13 protein-coding genes are annotated in these 20,692 nt (G+C 72.0%); 9 read left to right on the top strand and 4 right to left on the bottom strand.

What is annotated here, in order from left to right; genetic code table 11:
- The first annotated feature begins 229 nt into the window (after nt 1–229).
- Nucleotides 230–2,770 carry a collagenase gene (locus tag ACFY9V_RS23785; protein ID WP_391162939.1) on the top strand — a complete coding sequence of 847 codons (2,541 nt, stop codon included), beginning with the start codon at nt 230–232 and terminating at the stop codon, nt 2,768–2,770.
- 181 nt (nt 2,771–2,951) lie between these two features.
- Here ACFY9V_RS23785 and ACFY9V_RS23780 read toward each other — a convergent pair whose 3' ends face one another.
- The gene (locus tag ACFY9V_RS23780) at nt 2,952–3,941 is read right to left on the bottom strand and encodes an SUMF1/EgtB/PvdO family nonheme iron enzyme (RefSeq protein ID WP_391162804.1); all 990 of its coding nucleotides are present in this window, start codon (nt 3,939–3,941) and stop codon (nt 2,952–2,954) included.
- Nucleotides 3,938–5,317 (bottom strand): ROK family protein, encoded by a 1,380-nt coding sequence (locus ACFY9V_RS23775; protein WP_391162803.1) that lies wholly within the window; start codon nt 5,315–5,317, stop codon nt 3,938–3,940. Before ACFY9V_RS23775 ends, ACFY9V_RS23780 begins: the two co-directional genes overlap by 4 nt.
- A gap of 222 nt (nt 5,318–5,539) precedes the next feature.
- Here ACFY9V_RS23775 and ACFY9V_RS23770 point away from each other — a divergent pair, with 222 nt between their 5' ends.
- From ACFY9V_RS23770 to ACFY9V_RS23760, 3 genes are all read left to right on the top strand, one after another.
- Nucleotides 5,540–7,039, top strand: coding sequence for a sulfatase-like hydrolase/transferase (locus ACFY9V_RS23770; protein ID WP_391162802.1), 1,500 nt, complete (start codon nt 5,540–5,542; stop codon nt 7,037–7,039).
- Nucleotides 7,040–7,145: 106 nt separating this feature from the next.
- Nucleotides 7,146–8,627, top strand: coding sequence for a sulfatase-like hydrolase/transferase (locus ACFY9V_RS23765; protein ID WP_391162801.1), 1,482 nt, complete (start codon nt 7,146–7,148; stop codon nt 8,625–8,627).
- Between the two features lie 82 nt (nt 8,628–8,709).
- Nucleotides 8,710–11,928, top strand: coding sequence for a chondroitinase family polysaccharide lyase (locus tag ACFY9V_RS23760; protein ID WP_391162800.1), 3,219 nt, complete (start codon nt 8,710–8,712; stop codon nt 11,926–11,928).
- A gap of 86 nt (nt 11,929–12,014) precedes the next feature.
- Here ACFY9V_RS23760 and ACFY9V_RS23755 read toward each other — a convergent pair whose 3' ends face one another.
- Both ACFY9V_RS23755 and ACFY9V_RS23750 read right to left on the bottom strand, forming a co-directional pair.
- The gene (locus tag ACFY9V_RS23755) at nt 12,015–13,004 is read right to left on the bottom strand and encodes a Gfo/Idh/MocA family oxidoreductase (RefSeq protein WP_391162799.1); all 990 of its coding nucleotides are present in this window, start codon (nt 13,002–13,004) and stop codon (nt 12,015–12,017) included.
- A gap of 21 nt (nt 13,005–13,025) precedes the next feature.
- Nucleotides 13,026–14,201, bottom strand: a complete 1,176-nt coding sequence (locus tag ACFY9V_RS23750; RefSeq protein WP_391162798.1) for a substrate-binding domain-containing protein — start codon at nt 14,199–14,201, stop codon at nt 13,026–13,028.
- A gap of 246 nt (nt 14,202–14,447) precedes the next feature.
- On the opposite strand from ACFY9V_RS23750, the gene ACFY9V_RS23745 reads away from it, so the two are divergent.
- From ACFY9V_RS23745 to ACFY9V_RS23725, 5 genes are read left to right on the top strand one after another with little or no spacing between them, the layout of a single operon-like run.
- Entirely contained in the window at nt 14,448–15,764 is a 1,317-nt protein-coding gene (locus ACFY9V_RS23745) for an extracellular solute-binding protein (protein ID WP_355335257.1), read from the top strand.
- Nucleotides 15,761–16,768, top strand: a complete 1,008-nt coding sequence (locus tag ACFY9V_RS23740) for an ABC transporter permease subunit (RefSeq protein ID WP_391162796.1) — start codon at nt 15,761–15,763, stop codon at nt 16,766–16,768. Before ACFY9V_RS23745 ends, ACFY9V_RS23740 begins: the two co-directional genes overlap by 4 nt.
- Before the next feature lie 14 nt (nt 16,769–16,782).
- Complete coding sequence (locus ACFY9V_RS23735) at nt 16,783–17,670, top strand: carbohydrate ABC transporter permease (protein ID WP_355335253.1); 888 nt, start codon at nt 16,783–16,785, stop codon at nt 17,668–17,670.
- On the top strand, nt 17,667–19,157 hold the full coding sequence (locus tag ACFY9V_RS23730; RefSeq protein ID WP_391162795.1) for a sulfatase-like hydrolase/transferase: 1,491 nt from the start codon (nt 17,667–17,669) through the stop codon (nt 19,155–19,157). The genes ACFY9V_RS23735 and ACFY9V_RS23730 overlap by 4 nt, the downstream gene beginning before the upstream one ends.
- Nucleotides 19,154–20,521, top strand: a complete 1,368-nt coding sequence (locus ACFY9V_RS23725) for a sulfatase-like hydrolase/transferase (protein ID WP_391162794.1) — start codon at nt 19,154–19,156, stop codon at nt 20,519–20,521. The genes ACFY9V_RS23730 and ACFY9V_RS23725 overlap by 4 nt, the downstream gene beginning before the upstream one ends.
- The last annotated feature ends 171 nt before the right edge of the window (nt 20,522–20,692 follow it).

Below are 20,692 nucleotides of genomic sequence, written 5' to 3'. Positions count from 1 at the left end.
CATGGCGCACAACCTGAAAGCCGTGCTCATGCCAAAAGCTGAGGCACGGCTCGCGGTCCGTCCGGGACCGCACCGCCCACTCCCCACAGTGCCGGGCGGGCCCGGACGGGTGCACCGCGAATCCCCCCTCGCCGCGCAACGGAGCGCGGCACACACCGCTGGGAGGCGGCACGTGAACACCCAACCGGTACGACGAAGTCTCACCGGGTTCCTGATACTCGCCCTGGCCATGTGCCTGGGCATCGGCATGCTGATCCACCCGGAACGGGCCGCGGCAGCGCAGCCGAAGCCCGCCGGGACCGCGGCCACCCGCCCCGGCCCGGCGGCCCAGCCCGCCACGGTCGCCGCGGCGAAGTCCGACCACACCGGAGCCGGTTCGCTCAGCGCGGCCGACCGGGCGCCGCTGCCCGCGTCCAAGGACGCGCTCAAGCAGGACTACGACGCGCCGACGGCGCCGGTGGTCAGCCACTCCGCGCCGTCCATGAAGGCCGCGGCGCGGGCCAAGGCCAGGGCCAACGGCCTGACCGCGGCGGCGACATGCAACGCCTCGGACTTCACCGGCCGGACCGGCAGCGCCCTCGTCGCCCAGATCAAGGCGTCCACCACGGACTGCGTCAACACGCTGTTCAACCTGACCGGCACCGACGCCTACAACGCCTTCCGCGAGGCGCAGATGACCACCGTCGCCTACGCCATGCGCGACGGCTCGGCCGCCTACCCCGGTGACAGCAGCACCGGCATGCCGCAGCTCGTGCTCTACCTGCGGGCGGGCTACTACGTCCAGTACTACAACTCCTCGGCGGTCGGCAGTTACGGCACCGCCATGGTCACGGCCATCCGCAGCGCCCTGGACGCCTTCTTCGCCAGCGCCCACTCCGGCGACGTCACCGACGCCAACGGCGAGGCCCTCGCCGAGGCCGTCACCCTGATCGACAGCTCCGAGCAGGACGCCCGCTACCTGTACGTCGTCAAGCGGCTGCTGAACGGCTACAACAGCTCGTACGACGCGTCCTGGTACATGCTCAACGCCGTCAACAACGTCTACACCGTGCTGTTCCGCGGCCACCAGTTCCCGGACTTCGTCGCGGCCGTCGTGGCCGACCCGAGCGTGCTGGACACGCTGTACAACTTCGCCGGCTCGCACCTGGCGCTGCTGAGCACCGACCAGGCGTACCTGACGTCCAACGCCGGGCGTGAACTGGGCCGGTTCCTCCAGGAGTCGGCCCTGCGCGCCAAGGCCAGCCCGCTGGTGGCCGCGCTGCTGAGCCGGACCGCCATCACCGGACCCACCGCGGCCCTGTGGGTCGGCCTGGCCGAGATGACCAGCTACTACGACGCGTCCAACTGCTCGTACTACGACACGTGCAACCTCGCCGACCGGCTCAAGAGCTCGGTGCTCACGTCCAACTACACGTGCAGTTCCAGCATCCGCATCCTCGCCCAGGACATGACCGCCGCTCAGCTCAGCTCCTCCTGCGCCAGCCTGCGCGCCCAGGACGCGTACTTCCACGGCCTCGTCCACGACAGCGGGCCCGTCGCCAACGACAACAACTCCACCATCGAGGTGGTGGTCTTCAACTCCAGCACCGACTACCAGACATACGCCGGGGCCATGTACGGCATCGACACCAACAACGGCGGCATGTACCTGGAGGGCGACCCCGCCGCGGCCGGAAACCAGCCCCGCTTCATCGCCTACGAGGCCGAGTGGGTGCGCCCGGACTTCCAGATCTGGAACCTGAACCACGAGTACACGCACTACCTCGACGGCCGGTTCGACACCTACGGCGACTTCACCGCGAGCACCGCCACGCCGACCACCATCTGGTGGATCGAGGGCTTCGCCGAGTACGTCTCCTACTCCTACCGCAACGTGGTCTACACCGACGCGCAGAACCAGGCCGCGACGCACGGCTACACCCTGCGGTCGATCTTCGGCAACACCTACGACTCGGGCCAGACCCTGGTCTACAACTGGGGCTACCTCGCGGTGCGTTACATGCTCCAGTCGCACCCGGCGGACGTCACCGCGCTGCTCGCCGACTACCGCAGTGGCGACTACGCCGCCGCGCAGACCCTGCTCACCAGCACCATCGGCACGCGCTACAACAGTGACTGGGACGCCTGGCTGACCAAGTGCGCGGTGGGGAACTGCGGCAGCATCGGCGGCGGCAACCCGCCCGGCAACCAGGCGCCCACGGCCGCCTTCACCTCGACCGTCAGCAATCTGACCGCCGCCTTCACCGACAAGTCGACGGACAGCGACGGCACCATCGCCTCCCGCGCCTGGAACTTCGGTGACGGCACCACCTCCACCGCCGCCAACCCGTCCAGGACGTACACGGCCGCGGGCACGTACACCGTGACACTGACCGTCACCGACAACGGCGGCGCCACCAACACCACGTCGCAGACGGTCACGGTCGGCAGCGGCACGGCGCCCGAGTGCACCGGCGCCGACGTCAACCAGCTCGGCAAGAACTGCAAGCGCGGCAATCTGTCGGCGCCCACCGGCGACTACGCCTACCTGTACCTCTACCTGCCCGCGGGCACCACGACCCTGAAGATCACCTCGGCCGGCGGGACCGGCAACGCCGACCTCTACTACAGCAACACCGGGTGGGCCACGACCGCCAGCTACACCAGCAAGGCCACCGGCAGCGGCAACGCCCACACCCTGACCGTCACCAACCCGGCGGCCGGTTACGTCTACGTCAGCCTCTACGCCGTCCAGGGCTTCAGCGGAGCCTCGGTCACCACGTCCTACTGATCCCGGCCGCCTGCCGGTAGCGGGCGCACGGAACAGGAGGCACCACGGTCCGAAGGGGCGGACAGCGGTCACCACCGCTGTCCGCCCTCCGGGCCGCCCGTACCCCGGAAGCGGGGCGACCCCTCGCTTCCGGCCGGTCGGTCAGTGGGTAAGTCGGTCGACAAGGCGGTCGTTCAGCCGGTCAGTCGTCGACGGCGCACCGGAAGCCGCCGTGCGCCGTGGTGCTGTCCGGAGTGTTGGAGGTACGGGCGGCGACCCGGTAGCGGTTGCAGTAGGAGTGGTGGCACAGATACGAACCGCCGCGCAGCACCCGGTTGTCGCCGACGGGAGGACCCACCGGGTCTACCCGTGTCTCGGGCCGGGGCGCGGCGTGCCAGTCGGGGGAGAACCGGTCCGCGCACCACTCCCAGACATTGCCCGAGGCGTTGTGGAGCCCGTAGCCGTTGGGAGTGAAGGCGTTGGCGGGCGCGGTGCCCAGATATCCGTCCTCGCGGGTGTTGCGGACCGGGAAGTCGCCGCGCCAGATGTTGCAGCGGTGCCGCCCGTTGGGGGTCAGCTCGTCCCCCCAGGGGAAGCGGGCCCGTACCAGTCCGCCGCGTGCGGCCTTCTCCCATTCCGCCTCGGTGGGCAGCCGCTTGCCCGCCCAGGCCGCGTAGGCGACGGCGTCGTGCCAGGAGATGTGCACCACGGGGTGGTTGCCGCGCTCCCCGATCGAGGTGCCGGGGCCTTCGGGCGAGCGCCAGCAGGCGCCCGAGACCGCTCGCCACCACGGCGCGCCCGGCACGCGGCCGGGAAGCACCGCGTGCCGCGCCCGCGGAGGCACGAAGCCGCCGAAGACGTAGGACCAGCCGCTCAGTTCGGCCTGGGTGCGGTAGCCGGTGGCCTTGACGAACACGGCGAAGCGGGAGTTGGTGACGCATGTCGCGTCGATGCGGAAGGCGCTGACCGTCACCTCGCGCACCGGCCCCTCGCCGTCGTCGGGGAACGCGTCCTCGTCGTCGCCGCCCATCAGATAGGGGCCTGCGGGCACGGCGACCATGCCGCGCAGCACCTCCGCGCGCGGGCGGTCGGGAACGGCGAAGTCCCGTGGCGGAGGCGTGAGTTCGGACCCTGTCCCGGCTCCGGCCTCGGCCGTTCCGCCGTGACCGCCGGGGCCGCAGCACGCCGTCACCGGGCACCACCGGCGTCACCCGTGCCACCGGCCGGATCGCCGCGGCGTCCCGGCGGCGGCGCACCGCCGTCCACGAGGGCGTCGACCCGCTCGCCCGCCGCGTGCAGCAGCATCGCGACGGCGCCCTGGGCCGCGGCGTCGTCGCCGAGCGTGGAGGCCCTGACGGGGATGGTCCGCGCGGCGGCCGGCAGGGAGAACGCCGTGAGCTGCTCGCGGACCGTGTCGAGGACCGGAGCGCCGAGGGCGGCGAGTTCACCGGCGATCACCACGCACGCGGGGTCCGTCTGGGCGGCGAGCGCGGCGAGCACACGGCCCGCCGCCGTCGCGGCCCCGGCCACGACGTCGGCCGCCGGTCGCTCGCCGGACGCGGCCCGCGCCACCAGTTCGCGCGCGTCCCGGAGGCTCGCCCCCCTGGCGCGGCACTCGGCCAGCAGCGCGGGGATGCCGATCACGCCCTCCAGGCAGCCGCGGCCCCCGCAGTAGCAGTCCGCTCCGCGCGGGTCGCAACTGGTGTGGCCGATCTCGCCCGCCGCGCCGTGCGCGCCGCGTACCAGTCGGCCGTCCACCACGAGCCCGCCGCCGACCCCCTGCGACCAGTGCAGGTACACGATGTCGGACAGGCCGCGCGCCGCGCCCCAGGTGATCTCGGCCAACGCGGCCAGCCGCGTGTTGTTGTCCGTGACCACCGGCGCCTCGAAGTGGTCGCCGAGCCCGGCGACGATCCGGGCCGCGGAGGCCGCCCGGTCCGCGGGGTCCGGCGGACGCTCGTCGTCCGGGCGCCGCACCGGCCCCGGCAGGCCGAGGCCGACGCCGGTCACCGGGGCGAGGCTCACCCCGTGCTCCGCGACCAGTTCGCCGACGGCGGCGACGACCGCGGCCACCCGCTCGTCGGGTCCGGCCTCCGCCCGCAGCGCGGTGCTGGACCGGGCGACGACCTCGTGGGCGTGGTTGGCGATCACGATCTGCAAGCGGGTCGGAAGCAGCCCGATGCCGATGAGCTGCGCGCCGCGCGGGTTGAGGGAGACCGCCATGGCCGGGCGGCCGGGACCCCTCGGCGGCCTGGTGCCGGTGCGGGCGCCCGCGTCGGCGGTCGGGTCCGGGGCGCCGTCCGCCGCGGACGCGGTCGCGGCGGCCGTCCCCGTACCGCCGCCGGAGCCCGCCGCCCAGGTGCCGTCCGGCGCGGTCATCGGCCGCTCGACGACGGCCTCGCGGGCGAGCAGGTCCGAGACGATCGTGAACAAGGTGGTGCGGGAGAGCCCCAGCCGCTCGATCAGCTCCGCGCGGCTCAGCGCTCCCGCGCGCCGCAATTCGCCGAGCACCGCCGCCTCGTGGGCGGCGCGCAGTCGGTGCAGTGCGGCTCCGCGTCGGTCTGGCATGTCCGCATGATCGGACCGCGCCGTGGATTCTGTCAAGTTTCGGGACTAATCCATCCGCGCTGGTCAGTGCCTTCGGCGGTGAGGTGCTCGCCGGATTCGGGGACCATCGGCCGGTGATTAGTCCCGAGGGTTGACCAAAATGCCGGGCCGTCCTTACGGTGCACGGGAGCCGACCAAGCGACGACAGCGCCGCGAGCGGCGGGAGCGGAGGGGCGGCGGCCGGTGAGCCCGCACAACATCCTTTTTCTGATGACCGACCAGCACCGGGTGGACACCCTCGGCGCGTACGGCAACACCGTCGTCGAGACCCCGGCCCTGGACGGACTCGCGGCGCGGGGGACGCGGTTCGACCGGTTCTACACCCCGACGGCGATCTGCACACCGGCACGCGCGTCGCTGGCCACCGGCCTGCACCCGTTCCGGCACGGCCTGCTCGCCAACCCCGAGCGCGCCGCCGGCGGCCAGGACGAGCTGAACGAGAGCCAGCCACTGCTCTGGCCCCAACTGCGGGCGGCCGGTTACCAGGTCGGCCACGTCGGCAAGTGGCACATCGGCCGCGAGCACGGCCCCGAGCACCACGGCCTGGACGGCGAGCACCTGCCCGGCGCGCTCAACCCCGTACGCCACCCGTCGTACCAGCGATGGCTGGCGGACCGCGGCCTGCCGCCGTTCGCGGTGACCGACCCCGTCTTCGGCACCGCCGCCAACGGCGTCGGCCGGGGCCACCTCATCGCGGGTCGGCTGCGGCAGCCCGTCGAGGCCACCGTCGAGGCGTTCCTCACCGACCGCACCCTCGCGCTGCTGGAGCGGTACGCCGCCGGCCGGCGCACGTCAGGGCGGCCGTTCATGCTGTCCTGCCACTGGTTCGGACCGCATCTGCCCTATCTCGTGCCCGACCACTACTACGACCTCTACGACCCGGACGATGTCGTCCTGCCCGAGTCGATGGCCGAGACCTTCGCGGGCAAGCCCGACGTACAGCGCCGCTACAGCGAATACTGGTCGGCCGACGCCTTCGACGCGGACGCCTGGCGCAAGCTGAACGCCGTCTACTGGGGCTACGTCACCATGATCGACCACCAGATCGGCCGGATTCTGCGCGCCCTGGAGGAGTACGGCCTGGGCGACGACACCGCCGTGTTCTTCACCGCGGACCACGGCGAGTTCACCGGTGGCCACCGGCTGAACGACAAGGGCCCGGCGATGTACGAGGACATCTACCGCGTCCCCGCCATCGCGCGGGTGCCGGGCGGGCCCGCCCAGGTCTCGGACGCCTTCGCCACGCTCACCGACCTCAACCCCACTCTGCTGGACATCGCGGGCCTGCCCGCCTCCGAACCCTGCGACGGAGACAGCCTGTTGCCGCTGCTGACAGGCGACACCGGGGGAGCGCGCGCGGTCCTGGACCGGACCGAGGTCGTCGCCGAATTCCACGGCCACCACTTCCCGTACTCCCAGCGCATGATCCGGGACCGCCGGTACAAGCTCGTCCACAACCCGGAGAGCGTGCACGAGCTGTACGACCTGGACCGCGATCCGCACGAGTTGCGCAATGTCCACGGGTCCCCGGCGTACGCCGACGTCAGGCGGGAGCTGACCGGGCGGCTGTACCGAGAACTGCTGCGCCGCGGCGACCCCGCCCACAGTTGGATGGGCTACACGGCCGACATCGGCGGCCACCGCGCACCGGACCTCGACGGCGTGGCCGACGACCTCGGCTGAACCGGCCGGTCACCCGGGCCCGGCCCTCCCGCACCGGCCCGCCCCCGACCGCTGGGCCCGTCCGCCCGCGCCCCACCTCACCATCCGCCCACCAGGGAGACCCACCATGGCAAGCCACGATCCGCGGCGCCCGAACGTCCTGCTCATCCTCAGCGACGACCAGGGCCACTGGGCCCTCGGCTGCGCGGGCAACGACGAGATTCTTACCCCGTCCCTCGACGCGCTCGCCGAGAGCGGCACCCGGCTGGAGAACTTCTTCTGCACTTCCCCGGTCTGCTCACCGGCCAGGGCCAGCCTCTTCACCGGCCAGATCCCGTCCCGCCACGGCGTGCACGACTGGCTCTCCGGCGGCCACGCGGGCCCGGACGGCCAGGACTTCCTCGCCGGACAGCGGCTGTTCACCGACGAGTTCGCCGACGCCGGCTACCGGCTGGGCCTGTCCGGCAAATGGCACCTCGGCGCCAACGACCGGCCGCGCCCCGGGTTCACGCACTGGTACGCGCACGAGAGCGGCGGCAGCGCCTACCACGACGCGCCGATGTACCGGCACGGCACGAGGGAACCGGCCGCCGGATACCTCACCGACGTCCTGGCCGACGACGCGGTGGACTTCCTGAACGGCGAGGCCGGACGGGAAGAGCCCTTCTACCTCTCGCTGCACTTCACCGCCCCGCACAAGCCCTGGAAGGGCCAGCACCCGCCGCAGGTCGAACGCCTCTACGCGGACTGCGCGTTCGACACCTGCCCGCAGGAGGAACCGCACCCGTGGCAGCCGCTGGTCGACGGCGTACCGGTCGGCGGCGAGGCCGACGTCCGGGCCGCACTCGTCGGCTACTTCGCCTCCGTCACCGCCATGGACACCGCCGTCGGACAGGTCCTGCGGACCCTCGCGGACCTGGGCCTCACCGACAGCACGCTGGTGGTGTTCTCCAGCGACAACGGCTTCAACTGCGGCCACCACGGCATCTGGGGCAAGGGCAACGGCACCTTTCCGCAGAACATGTACGACAGTTCGGTCAAGGTCCCGGCGATCATCGCGCAGCCCGGCCGGATCAGCGCGGGCTCGGTGCGCCACGAACTGCTGTCGGCGTACGACTTCGCCGCCACGCTGCTGGAGTGCGCCGGGCTGGACGCGGAACCGTTCGAGACCGGACCCGGCAGATCCTTCGCGCCACTGCTGCTGACCGGCCGGCCGAGCCAGCCGCCGCCGCCCCGGCCCGTGGTCGTCTACGACGAGTACGGTCCCGTCCGGATGATCAGGACCGCCGAGTGGAAGTACGTCCACCGGTACCCGCACGGTCCGCACGAGCTGTACGACCTGGCCGCCGATCCGGGCGAGCGCGTCAACCTCGTCGCCGACCCGGCGCACCGCGAACGCGTCGGCGACCTGCGGCGCCGGCTCGACGCGTGGTTCACGGAACACGGGGACCCGGCGCGGGACGGCAGCCGCCTGCCGGTCACCGGAGCCGGGCAGCGCGCGCCGCTGGACGCCGGACGGGGCGGCGCCGACGCTCCGGACGCGGACCCGCTCGGCGCCTTCGACGACCCCGAGTGGCAACCGCCGCATCCGCCGTTCAGTCCTTCTTGAATCGTTCTGTCCCCGGCCGCTGTGATGCAGGCGAACCCCTCCCCTCACGGGAACCCGGCGAGGGAGTACCGGAGGACAGACCATGCCAGAGCAGGCCCAAGGATTCACGCGACGCAAGGCGCTGATCGGCGCCGCACTCGGATCGGCCGCCGCCGCGCTGCCCGTCGCGGCCGCACCGGCGGCGGCCGACAGCCCGGCGGCGAACGGCGCCGCGGCCGGCCCCCCGGGGCAGGCCGCGGACGCGCCGACCGTCGAGGACCAGGCACTCGCCCTCGACCCGCCGGTGTTCCTCTTCGAGACCCGGATACCCGAGCACCTGCGCACCGGGCCCGGCTCGCGGGTGAGCATCAGCGCCGCCACCGCCCGGATCGGCCCGCACTCCCTGCGCTGGGACTACCGGCCGGGCGCCGAACTGGAGATCCGTACCCCGCTGCGCTACGCACCCGACGCGTATCGCGACGGCGACGACCAGGCGACCATGGGGACGGTCGACACCTTCGCCGTGTGGATCCACAACGACCGGGCCCTCGACGACGTGCTCCGGGTGGAGTTCGGGCGCGGCCGGCGCGCCGACGCGTGGTGCGACATCCACCTCGGCTTCACCGGCTGGCGGACCGTGTGGATCCGCTACGGGTACGACCTGTCGGGAAAGCCGCGCGCGGGCATGGACACCCTGCGGTTCGTCGCGCCCCGGCGCTCCGGCGCGGGCACCTTCCACCTCGACCAGCTCATCGTCAACACCGAGCTGCGCCCCGACCATCCCACCCGTGACCGGCAGGTGCCGTTCGTCAACCGCGAGGGCGACCGGGCCGCCAACGCCCATTGGCTGGCCCTGCTCTCGTACGCCGACCGGCTCGCCGCGCACCCGCTGCCGACACCCGAGCCCACAGCGGGGGAGAGCGCCTCGCTCGCCGAGGTGACCCGGCGCTATCACGCGGTCCTGCGCAAGTCCCTCACGGTGGACGACGCGGCGGTGGCGGCGCTGGCCGCCGCGACCGACGGCCTCGGTGTGCCGTACCCCGGCGAGCGGGCGCCGGGCCGGGCCGTCGACTCCTACCAGACGGAGATCTACCCGCCGCGGATCGCCGCCGCGCTCAACGCGTTCGTCGCCGGCAGCCCGCTGCGCCAGGTCACCGACCTGATGTACCAGATCGCCTGCGCGTACGACGCCGCGTCGCACGACGCGCACCGGACCCGGCTCACCGATCTGTACGTACGGATCCTGGACCACCTCCGCGAACAGGGCTGGGCGGCGGGGAGCTGCCAGGGCACGATCCACCACCTCGGCTACCAGTTCCGCGGTTTCTACGACTCCGTCCACCTGATCCGTGACGCCCTGGCCGAGCGGGGGCTGCTGGACGGTGTCCGGGAGGACCTGGCCTGGTTCACCGGACTCGGCCGACTGCTCCAGGACTTCGGCGACGCCGAGTCCTACGGCGGCATCTTCGACATCCTCAACACCAACCTCCAGGGCATGCTCGGCACCGCCCTGCTCATGCCGACCCCGGCCGGGCAAGTGGCGCACCTGCACGCGCTGCGGCGCTGGCTGGACGCCGCCCTGACCGTCTCGCCCGGCATCATGGACGGCTTCAAGGCCGACGGCTCCGTCTTCCACCACCTGGGCATGTACCCGGACTACGCCCGCGACGGCTACAAGGGGTCGGCCCCGACCGTCGACATCCTCAGCGGCACCGCCTTCCGGGTGGGGGAGGCGGCACACGGCCGCTACAAGGACGCGTTGCTGCGGATGCGCGTCTACGCCAACGCCTCCGACTGGCCGCTGTCGCTGGCCGCCCGGCACCCCACCGGTCTGACCGCGCTCGCCCTGCCGCCCTACCAGTCGCTCACCACCGCCGGGTCCCCGGACGGCTCGCGGGAGCTGGACCCCGAGGTGGGCGCGGCGTTCCTGCGCCTGCTGCCCGCCAAGCCGAGTTCCGTGCAGAAGGCGCTGGCCCAGCGGTTGGCCGCCGCGGGCGTCACGGCGGAAGCCGCGCCGACGGGCAGTTGGGCGATGAACCACAGCGCGCTGGCCCTCCACCGACGCGACAACTGGCTGGTCGCGGTCCGCGGCCACAGCCGCTACCTGTGGAGCACCGAGATCTACGCCACCGACAACCTCTACGGGCGGTACACCACCTACGGCCAGATCCAGGTCCTCGGCCGCGGCGACCCGGTCGACAACCTCGCCAGCGGATTCCGGCAGCCCGGCTGGGACTGGAACCAGTGGCCGGGCACCACGGCCATCCGCCTGCCCTACGAAGAGCTGCGGTCCAACCTCGCGGGCGCGATCGAGCAGATGCCGCTCACCGAGTCGCGGTTCGGCGGCGCGGGCACCATCGACGACCGGCACGCCGTCTTCGCGATCGACCTGCGCGAACACCCCGTCTTCAACCCCTCGCACCGGGCACGCAAATCGGTGTTCCTCTTCGACGAGCGGGTCATCGCCCTCGGCTCCGGCATCCGCAACGACGACTCCGTCCACCCGACGCGGACCACGCTCTTCCAGTGCCACCTGGCCGAGCCCTCGGAGCCGGTGATCCACAGCGCCCTGGGCGCGGTCGCCGACTTCCCCTACGCCGTCGACCGCACGCCGTCCGACCCGACGTGGCTGATCGACCCGGTCGGCAACGGCTACTGGATACCGCCGGGCCAGCGGCTCGCCCTGACCCGCGCCTCCCAGACCGCTCCCGACCAGAGCACGGGCACACCCGGTACTGCCGACTTCGCCACCGCGTGGCTCGACCACGGGAGCGCGCCGCGCGGCGGCCGTTACGCGTACGCCCTGATCGTGGACGCCACACCGGAGGACATGAGGGAGTTCGCGGCGCGGATGGCCGACCCGACGATCGCGCCGTACTCGGTGCTGCGCCATGACGACGGCGCGCACGTCGTGCACGACCGGGCCACCGGGATCACCGCGTACGCCGTCTTCGAGCCGCAGCGCACCCTGGCGGCGGGCGGCCCGATCGCGGCGGTGGACACGCCCTCGCTGCTGCTCGCGCGCCCGGACTCGGGCGGCCTCGTGCTGTCCGTCACCGATCCCGACCTGCGCCTGTACGAGGGCCGGGACCGGGACCAGTACGACCGGAACGGCGCGTTCGTCGGTGTGCTCAGCCCGTTCTCCAGGCCCTGGCGGGACAGCCGGGGCGGCACCCACCGGCTGCGGCTGGTCCTGCGTGGCGCCTGGCGGACCGCCGAGCCCCACACCGAGGTCCGCACCGCCGTGCACGGCGGCCTGACCTCGGTGGACGTCCGGTGCCACCTCGGCCTGGGGGTACAGATCCGGTTGCGGTCCGCGTGAAGGCGCCGGGTGGCGGATGAGCGGGCGACGGAAAGGGCCGGTGCCGGGGGTTTCCTCCCGGGCACCGGCCCTTTCGGGCGTCGGCGTCAGACGCTCTGCGCGGCGCCCACTCCGACCGGCTCTCCGGTCGCGGCCGAGGTGTACGACGCCAGGACGAGTTCCACGATGTGGCGGCCGTGTTCCGGGGTGACCCGGGGGGCGGCGCCGCCGACGGCCGCGACGAAGTCGGCGAGCTGCTCGCGGAAGGCGTCCGGGATGTCGGTACCACTTGGGGTGTGGATCTGCCGGGTGCGGCCGTCGATGCGCAGAAACGTTCCCGCCCGCGGGTCGGCGACCACCGAACCGCGTTCGCACACCACGGTCAGCTCGTCGACCTTGTGGGGCGGGTCGGAGATCACCGAGACACCGGCCAGCCCGCCGTTGGCGAGCCGCAGCGCGACGGTGCCGTCGGTCTCGACGGGCGCGCCGAACCGCTCGGTGACGGCCGCGGTCAGCGAGACCGCGGGCGCGCCGCCCAGCCAGACCGACCGGTCCAGGCAGTGGGCGCCGATGTTCATCAGCGCGCCGCCGCCCGCCAGTTCACGGGAGAAGAACCAGGGGGAGCGGGTGCCGGGCCGGTAGTCCGTGCTGCGGTAGTCGTGCACGGCCAGCGGCGCGCCCAGCACACCGTCGGCGATCGCCCGCTCGGCGGCGCACTTGTCGGGCAGGAAGTGCTGGATGTGCCCGACGGCCAGGGTGACCCCGGCCTGAGCGCAGGCCGCGGCCATCGCGTCGCAGTCGTCGAGGGTGGTGGCCATTGGCTTCTCCACCAGCACATGCAGGCCGTGCGCGGCGGCGTCCAGGACCATCCGGCTGTGGAGCGCGTGCGGGGTGTTGACGATGACCGCGTCGACCGAGCGGCAGGCGAGCAGGTCGCGGTAGTCGGTGAAGGTCGCGGCCCCGTGCGGGGCGGCGACCCGGCGGGCCGCCGATTCCTCCAGGTCACAGACCGCCGTCAGGCGGGTGTCCGCGATCCGGTCCGCGGCCAGGGCGTGCAGGTCCGCGACCGCGCCCGCGCCGATCAGTCCGATACGCATGGAACTCCTTGTCGGTGGGATTCAGGACATCTCGGGGAGCGGTCGCGGCTCCGCGTGGAGCGCGGCGGCCCCGCAGGAGGCGCGCACGACGATCCGCGGGCGGAGCAGCACTTGGTGCAGGGGACAGGCGTCGCCCTCGGAGAGCCGGCGCAGCAGCACCTCGGCCGCCATCCGGCCGACCCGGTACTTCGGCGGGGAGACCGCGGTGAGCGGCACCTCCGCTATGTCCGCGGTCTCGTCGTCGTACGAGACCAGGGCCAACTGCCCCGGGATCTGCGTGCCGTGACGTCGGGCGGCGGCCTCCAGCAAAATCGCCTCCCGGTCGCCGAAGACCAGGGCCGCGGTCGTCCTGGACTCCATCAGGTCGGCGATCATCCGGTCCGCCAGCGCGGCGGTCCACTGCGCCTTCTCGGCTTCGTGGCGGAAGCTCCCCGACAGCCCGAGGTCGTCCATCGCCCGCCGGAAACCCAGTGCGACGGCGACCCCGGTCGGATTGCGGCTGCGGGTGATCAGCGCGATCCGCTCGTGCCCCAGCCGGTGCAGATGCAGCACCGCGTCGTACGCGCCGCCCAGATGGTCGGAGCAGACGTGCTCGGTACGGTCACCGGGACCCGCGTCGATGAGGCGGCGCTCCAGCAGGACCGCGGGCACCGGCAGCGACATCAGCTCACCGGCCCGGACCCCGGGGTCCTCGATTCCGGTCAAGGTGGGTACCAGCAGCAGCCCGTCGACGCCGGATTCCAGCAGGAAGCCCAGGTCGCGGTCCTCCTCGGCGCGGTCGTAGTGGTACGTGGCGAGTTGCAGGCCGACACCGGCCGCGGACAGCGCCTCCTCGATGCCCTGGAGCACCCGGGGGTAGTACAGCTTGGTGTCGGGGACGAGCACGCCCACGGTCCGCCGGGTGCGCGGCGCCTGCTGCCGGGGGCTCGCCACGAAGCTGCCCGAGCCCTGCCGCCGTACCACCAGACCCTCTTCGACCAGCAGGTCGAAGGCGCGCCGCACCGTGGTCAGCGACAGGCCGGTCTCCTGGGACAGCCCGCTCTCGGTCGGCAGCTTCGCGCCGGTGGGCCAGTCGCCGGCCAGGATGCCGCGGCGCAGTTCCGCCGCGAGCGACTGGAACTTGAGGTTGCGCGCGGCGGTGTCCCGCACCGAGCCGGTCCTGCGGCGGCTGCCACCGGAACGGGATGAATCGGCCATGTCGTCCCTCTGCTGGAGTGTCGCCGAGCGTGGTCCGCTCCGATTGTCGCGCCCGGCAGGAGAGCAATAAAGGACTAATCAGGGACGGCTTCATGACGGACCGGCGGACTTCTCCGGTGACGGCGGAGCATCCGCCGACTACCAAGCGGATTCGGGACGCAATACGTCTTGAATGCTCTCTTCCGCGCTCGTGACAGTGGGCCGCACAGAGCAGTCATCCACTGCCCTCATCCAGAGGCGGGAAGTATGGGCACGCATATCTCAGGTCATCGCTGGCAGCTCCCGGTCGCGCTGGGCGCCGTGGGCGTCCTCCTGTGCGCCGCGACGGCGTGCTCGGGCGCCACCTCCTCGTCGGGCTCGTCCCGGCAGTTCACCTACTGGTCGATGTGGAAGGAGGGCGAGCCGCAGCAGAAGGTGCTCGCCCTGGCCGTCACCGACTTCGAGAAGCAGACCGGCATCAAGGTCAAGGTCCAGTGGCAGGGGCGGAACAACCTGCAGAAGCTGGTGCCCGCGCTGAACACCAACAATGTGCCCGACCTGGTCGACGGTCCCTATGTGAAGCTCGTCCCCGCGCTGGTGGCCACCCAGCAGTCGCTCGGCCTGACCTCGGCCTTCGACACCGAGGTCGACGGCTCCACCGCGGGCAAGCTGATCCCGGCCAAGTACCTCAAGACCATCGACATCGACGACGCGGCGGGCCGGCCCTGGATGGTGCCGTACAGCATCACCTCCGACGCCGTCTGGTACGACGCCGCGGCCCACCCCGAGCTGAGACGCGAACCGCCCCGTACCTGGGACGAGTTCATCGCCCTGCTCGACCGGATCAAGAAGGACGGCCGGACCCCGCTCGCCGCGGACGGCGACGTGACCGGCTACAACGCCGCGTTCCTGTCCACCCTGATCGTCCGCAACCTCGGACCCGGCGGGCTCAAGAAGGTCGCCTCCGACCGGACCGGCAAGGCGTGGCTCGACCCGGCCGTGCTGGACGCCGCCAAGAAGGTCGAGCAACTCGTCCGCGGCGGCTACCTGATCGACGGCTACAAGGCGAGCAAGTGGCCCGCCGAGCAGCAGAAGTGGGCGAACGGCAAGGCCGAGCTGATGTTCAACGGCTCGTGGCTGCCCACCGAGTCCGCCACCTACGCGGCCAAGGGCTTCGCGTACGCGGCCTTCCCCTTCCCGGTCACCGCCGCCGGTCACTCCAGCATGCGCGCCGACTTCGTGGGCTTCGCCGTACCGAAGAAGGCCGACGACGCCAAGGACGCGCAGCGGTTCGCCGCCTTCCTGCTCGGCAAGAAGTACCAGGACGCGATGGGCCGGCAGGCCAAGGTCATCCCGGTCCGCGCGGACGCGGCCACCTCGCCCGAGATGGCCGACGTGAAGAAGGCACTGGACCAGGCGGACTCCTTCCACCAGCAGAACGACGGCGTGGCCTTCCCCGGCTACAACGAGAAGCTGTTCTGGGCCAAGGACGACGAACTCTTCTTCGGCAAGATCTCCGCCGAGGAGTTCGTGCACCAGATGCAGGGGGCCCAGGCCACGTACTGGAAGGACCAGCCGCAGTGATCAGGACCGCACCGGCCGGTCCCGACACCGGCCCGGCCGCCGACTCCGCGACCGGCCAGGAGCCAGGACCGGTGCGGCCCGAGCGGGCCCGTCCGGGCGGCACCGCGGCGGGCGGAACGCTCGCCCGGCAGCGACGGCGGCTCTTCGTGCCGTTCGTCGGCCCGGCCCTGCTGCTCTACACCGTGGTCTTCGTGGCGCCGATCGGCGGCGCGGTCTGGATCAGCCTGCACAACTGGGCCGGCTCCGGGCCCATGACCTGGGCGGGACTGCGCAACTACACCCGGCTCCTCCACGACGACCTGTTCATGGAGTCGCTCGGCAACACCCTCAAGCTGCTCTTCCTCGTCGGCATCGCGGTCTTCGCGATCAGCTTCGCCCTGACCCTGATCCTGCGGGACATGGCGGGCCGCAAGGTCGTCCGGTCGATCATCTTCTTCCCGCACCTGGTCAACGCCCTGGTCTACGGAGTCCTGGTCGGATTCATCTTCAACCCCGACGGTCTGGCCAACTCCCTGCTCGCCCACCTCGGCATCCACTCCCCGCCGCAGTGGCTGTCCCAGGACAACATGTTCCCGCTCATCATGGTCACGATGACCTGGATGACGACCGGTTACTTCACCACCATCCTGATGGCCGGTGTCGACCGCATCCCGGTCAGCTACTACGAGGACTGCGCGCTGGCCGGCGCCGGCGCCCTCCAGCGGCTCCGCTACGTCGTCCTCCCGCTGACCTGGGACGTCTTCGGAGTCTGCGCGGTCCTGTGGACGATCTCCTCGGTGAAGATCTTCGAGATCGTCTGGATCTTCGGCGGCAGCAGCGGCAACGGCATCCCGCCCACCAAGACCTGGACCTCCGCCGTCTACACCTACGCCACCGCCTTCTCCGGCGACTCGGTGCCCTCCTACGGGGCGGCCACGGCGTCGGCGATCCTCTCCCTCCTGCTGGTCACCGTGCTCGTCGTGCTGTTGCGGCGCCTGATGCGCAGGGAAGCCGTCGAGTTCTGAAAGGCGCGTACCCCATGAGTTCCCTCTTGCAGGTCAGACGGCCGGCCGGGCCGCGCGGCCGGACACCGCTCGGCGGACGCAGCCCGCTGCGCACCGCGGGCGTGGCGGTGACCTGGCTGTTCGTCGCCGCCAACGTCGCCGGACTGGTCTGGCTGGTGCTCCAGTCGTTCCGCGACACCCGGTCCATCCTCTCCTCGCCGTGGGGTCTGCCGCACTCGCTGTCCGCGCACAATTTCGTGCACGCCTGGACGGTCAGCGGATTCGGGCGGGCGGCGTTCAACTCGGTGGTGGTCACCGGGATCTCCTCGGTGCTGACCGTCGCCGTCGCCGCGCCCGCCGGGTACTACCTGTCCCGGCAGGACACCCGACTGAGCCGCGGACTCACGCTGTTCTTCGTGCTCGGCCTCGGTGTGCCGGTGCAGGTGATCCTCATCCCGCTGTTCGTCATGCTCAACCGCGTCTACCTCACCGACAGCCTGCTCGGCCTCAATCTGGTCTACATCGGCGTCTCGCTGCCCTTCACCGTCTTCCTGCTGACCGGCTTCTTCCGCTCGCTGCCGAAGGAGTTGGAGGAGGCCGCGGCCCTGGACGGGGTCTCCCCGGCCGCCACCTTCTGGCGGATCATGCTGCCCGTCGCCCGCGGCGGCATCGTCACCGCGTTCGTTCTCCAGGTCATCGCGCACTGGAACGAGACGCTGCTCGCCCTGACCCTGCTCCAGTCCACCGACAACTACACGCTGCCGATCGCGCTGATCTCCTTCGTGCAGCAGCAGACGTACAGCGGCGCCGACTGGGGCGGCCTGTTCGCCGGGCTGTGCATCGTCGTCCTGCCCATGCTGGTCGTCTACATCTGGCTGGGACGGCGGCTCACCGAAGGTCTCACCCTGGGGATGGGCAAATGACGCCGGGGGAGGACGGTTCCGTACGGCGCCCCAATCTCGTCCTGGTGATCGCCGACCAGTGGCGGGCCGGCTGCCTCGGCTTCCTGGGCGAGGACCCGGTCCGCACCCCGGCCCTCGACGAACTGGCCGAAAAATCCAGGGTGCTGACGCAGGCGGTGAGCAACTACCCGGTGTGCAGCCCCTGTCGGGCGATGCTGATGACCGGACGCTACCCGTACGGCAACGGCGTCCACCTCAACGTCAACTCCGCGACCGCCGAACTCGGCGTGGGGCTGCGGCCGGAAACACGGTGCTGGTCGGACGTCCTCGCCGACGAGGGGTACGCGCTCGGCTACATCGGCAAGTGGCATCTGGAGGCCCCGGTGCCGGCGGACGCGGCGGCCGGGGAAGGCGTCCGCGAGGACGGCCGGGTCTGGGACGCGTACACCGCGCCCGACCGCAGGCACGGCTTCGGCTTCTGGTACTCCCACGGCTGCTGCGACGACCACGCCCGGCCCCATTACTGGACCGGCGACGCGCCCCGCGAGGCCCCGGTCAGGGTCGACCAGTGGTCGGCCGAGCACGAGACCGATGTCGCCCTGTCCTTCCTCGACGGCGCGGCACGCGACTACCACCGCGGCGGCACGCCGTTCGCCCTCGTGCTGTCCTACAACCCGCCGCACCAGCCCTTCGACCAGGTGCCGCAGCGGTACCTGGACGGCTACTCGACACGGTCAGCACGGGACCTGCTGCCCCGGCCGAACGTCGACTGGGACCGTCCGGAGGCCGCCGAGGCCGCACGCGCCGCGCCCTCCTACTACGCCGCGGTCACCGGCGTGGACCACCAGATCGGCCGGGTGCTCGCCGCCCTGGACGAGCACCGGCTGACCGGCGACACATTCGTGGTGTTCACCTCGGACCACGGCATGCAACTGGGCAGCCACGGTCTGATGTACAAGAACGTGCCCTACGAGGAGTCGATGCGCGTGCCGTTCCTGGTCTCCCGGCCCGGCCACGTCCCGCCCGGCCGCGACGACCTGCTGCTGAGTTCACCCGATGTCGCGCCCACCGTTCTGGGCCTGCTCGGCGTGGCGGACGCGATCGTCGAGGGCACGCAGGGGCGCGACCTGTCAGGGGCGCTGCTCGCACCGCCCGGCGACCGGGCCGCCGTACGGCCAGGGGCCGCGCTGTATCTGGGACCCGCGGCCGGGCCCGGCGACCCCGACATCCGCGGCCTGCGCACCCGCACGCACAAGCTGGTGGCCGCGTACGGACCCGAAGGCACGGTCACGGTACGGCTGTTCGACCTCGCGGCGGACCCCTACGAGCGCACGGACGTCGTCGTGGACCGGTCCGCCCAGGCGGTCGCCCTCGCGGCGGCGCTGACCGGCGAACTGGACCGCACCGGCGATCCGTGGCCGGGCCGGTCGGCCCTGGCGGCGTGGACGACGCGAGCGCGGAAGCAGACGGAGGACCACGGGCAGGCGCCCCGTGGCGCCGCGCGATGAAGGCCCCCGCCGGGGCCGAACGCCCCAACATCCTCGTGCTGCTGACCGACCAGCACGCGGCGCACATGCTCGGCTGCGCAGGCGCCGGGCATGTCTCGACACCGCACGTGGACCGCCTCGCCGCGCAGGGCACCCGTTTCGACCGTGCCTACACCACCTTCCCGCTGTGCGTCCCGGCGCGCGGCAGCCTGCTGACCGGGCGGTACCCGCACGAACTGGGCGTCAACGGCAACGCCCCGGCATCCTCCGCCCCCGGCAGCGATCCGGGCCGTCGTCCCGACAGCCTCGGCCACCTGCTCAGGGCCGCCGGTTACGACACCCTCTACGCGGGCAAGTGGCACGCGCGGACTGCGAGCGCGACGCCCGAGGACGGCTTCACCGTGCTGCGCCCCTTCGGCGACGCCGGTCTGGCCGACGCCTGCGCGCGCTGGCTCACCTCCCGCGTGCCCGGCGACCGGCCCTTCGCCCTGGTCGCCTCCTTCGACGATCCGCACACCGTCTGCGAGTACGCCAGGGACCAGCCCATGCCGTACGGGGACGTGCCCGCGGTTCCGGTACGCCGAGCCCCGCCGCTCCCGTCGAACTTCGGCCGGCATCCCTACGAACCCGAGGCCGTCCGGCACGAACAGGCCGTCCAGGCCGCGGTGTACGGGACCGCCGGCTACACCCCCGACGACTGGCGGCGGTACCGCCACACCTACGCCCGCCTGGTCGAACGGGCCGACGCGGCACTGGGCACCGTGCTCGACGCGCTGCACTCCACGGGCGCGGCCGACGACACCCTGGTGGTGTTCACCAGCGACCACGGCGACGGCGACGCGGCCCACGCGTGGAACCAGAAGACCGCGCTCTTCGAGGAAGCCGTCAGGGTCCCGCTCGTCATCCGGCCGCCGGGCGGTCGCGGCAGCGGCGGCGTGAGCGACGCGCTGGTCTCCGTCGGCCTGGACCTGCTGCCCACCCTGTGCGCCGCCGCGGGCGTCCCGGCCCCGCCCGGACTGCGCGGCAGGAACCTCCTGGCCGCCCCCGAAGTATCCTGCGGCCACGACCACATCGTGGTCGAGACGCTCTTCGAACGTCCGGACCCGCCCCTGACGCGCGGGCGCTCACTGATCACCGCACGCCACAAATACACGGTCTACAGCTGGGGCCGCTGGCGCGAACAACTCCACGATCTGCGTGCCGATCCGGGCGAGACCCGGAACCTGGCGGTGGAGGAGAGCCACGACGCCCTGCGCGAACGGCTGCGCGCGACGCTGCTCCAATGGTGCCTGGACACCGGGGACACGGACTTCCTCAAACGCCTCGTCCTCCCCGACGGCGTCGCGAGCCAGACCCGCGACCGCGTCTTCGCGATTCCCTACTGAGACCTCGCGCCCCGATCCGTCGCCCGGCCCTCCGGGAAACGCCTCGCTCTGCTGGTCCAGCTCAATTGTGTGTCGTTTCAATCGGCGATGAACGTGTGTCAGGTGGTGCGGTCGCGCACCTTGGCACGGTCAAGCGCGTGCTGATCTTGTCCAAACTCTTGACATGAGACG

Origin of the sequence: Streptomyces sp. NPDC008317 (genome assembly GCF_042955955.1) — a bacterium.
Taxonomy (GTDB): Bacteria; Actinomycetota; Actinomycetes; order Streptomycetales; family Streptomycetaceae; genus Actinacidiphila.
The sequence above is the reverse complement of the archived record's forward strand: the minus strand, read 5'-3'. Positions and strand labels throughout refer to the sequence as shown.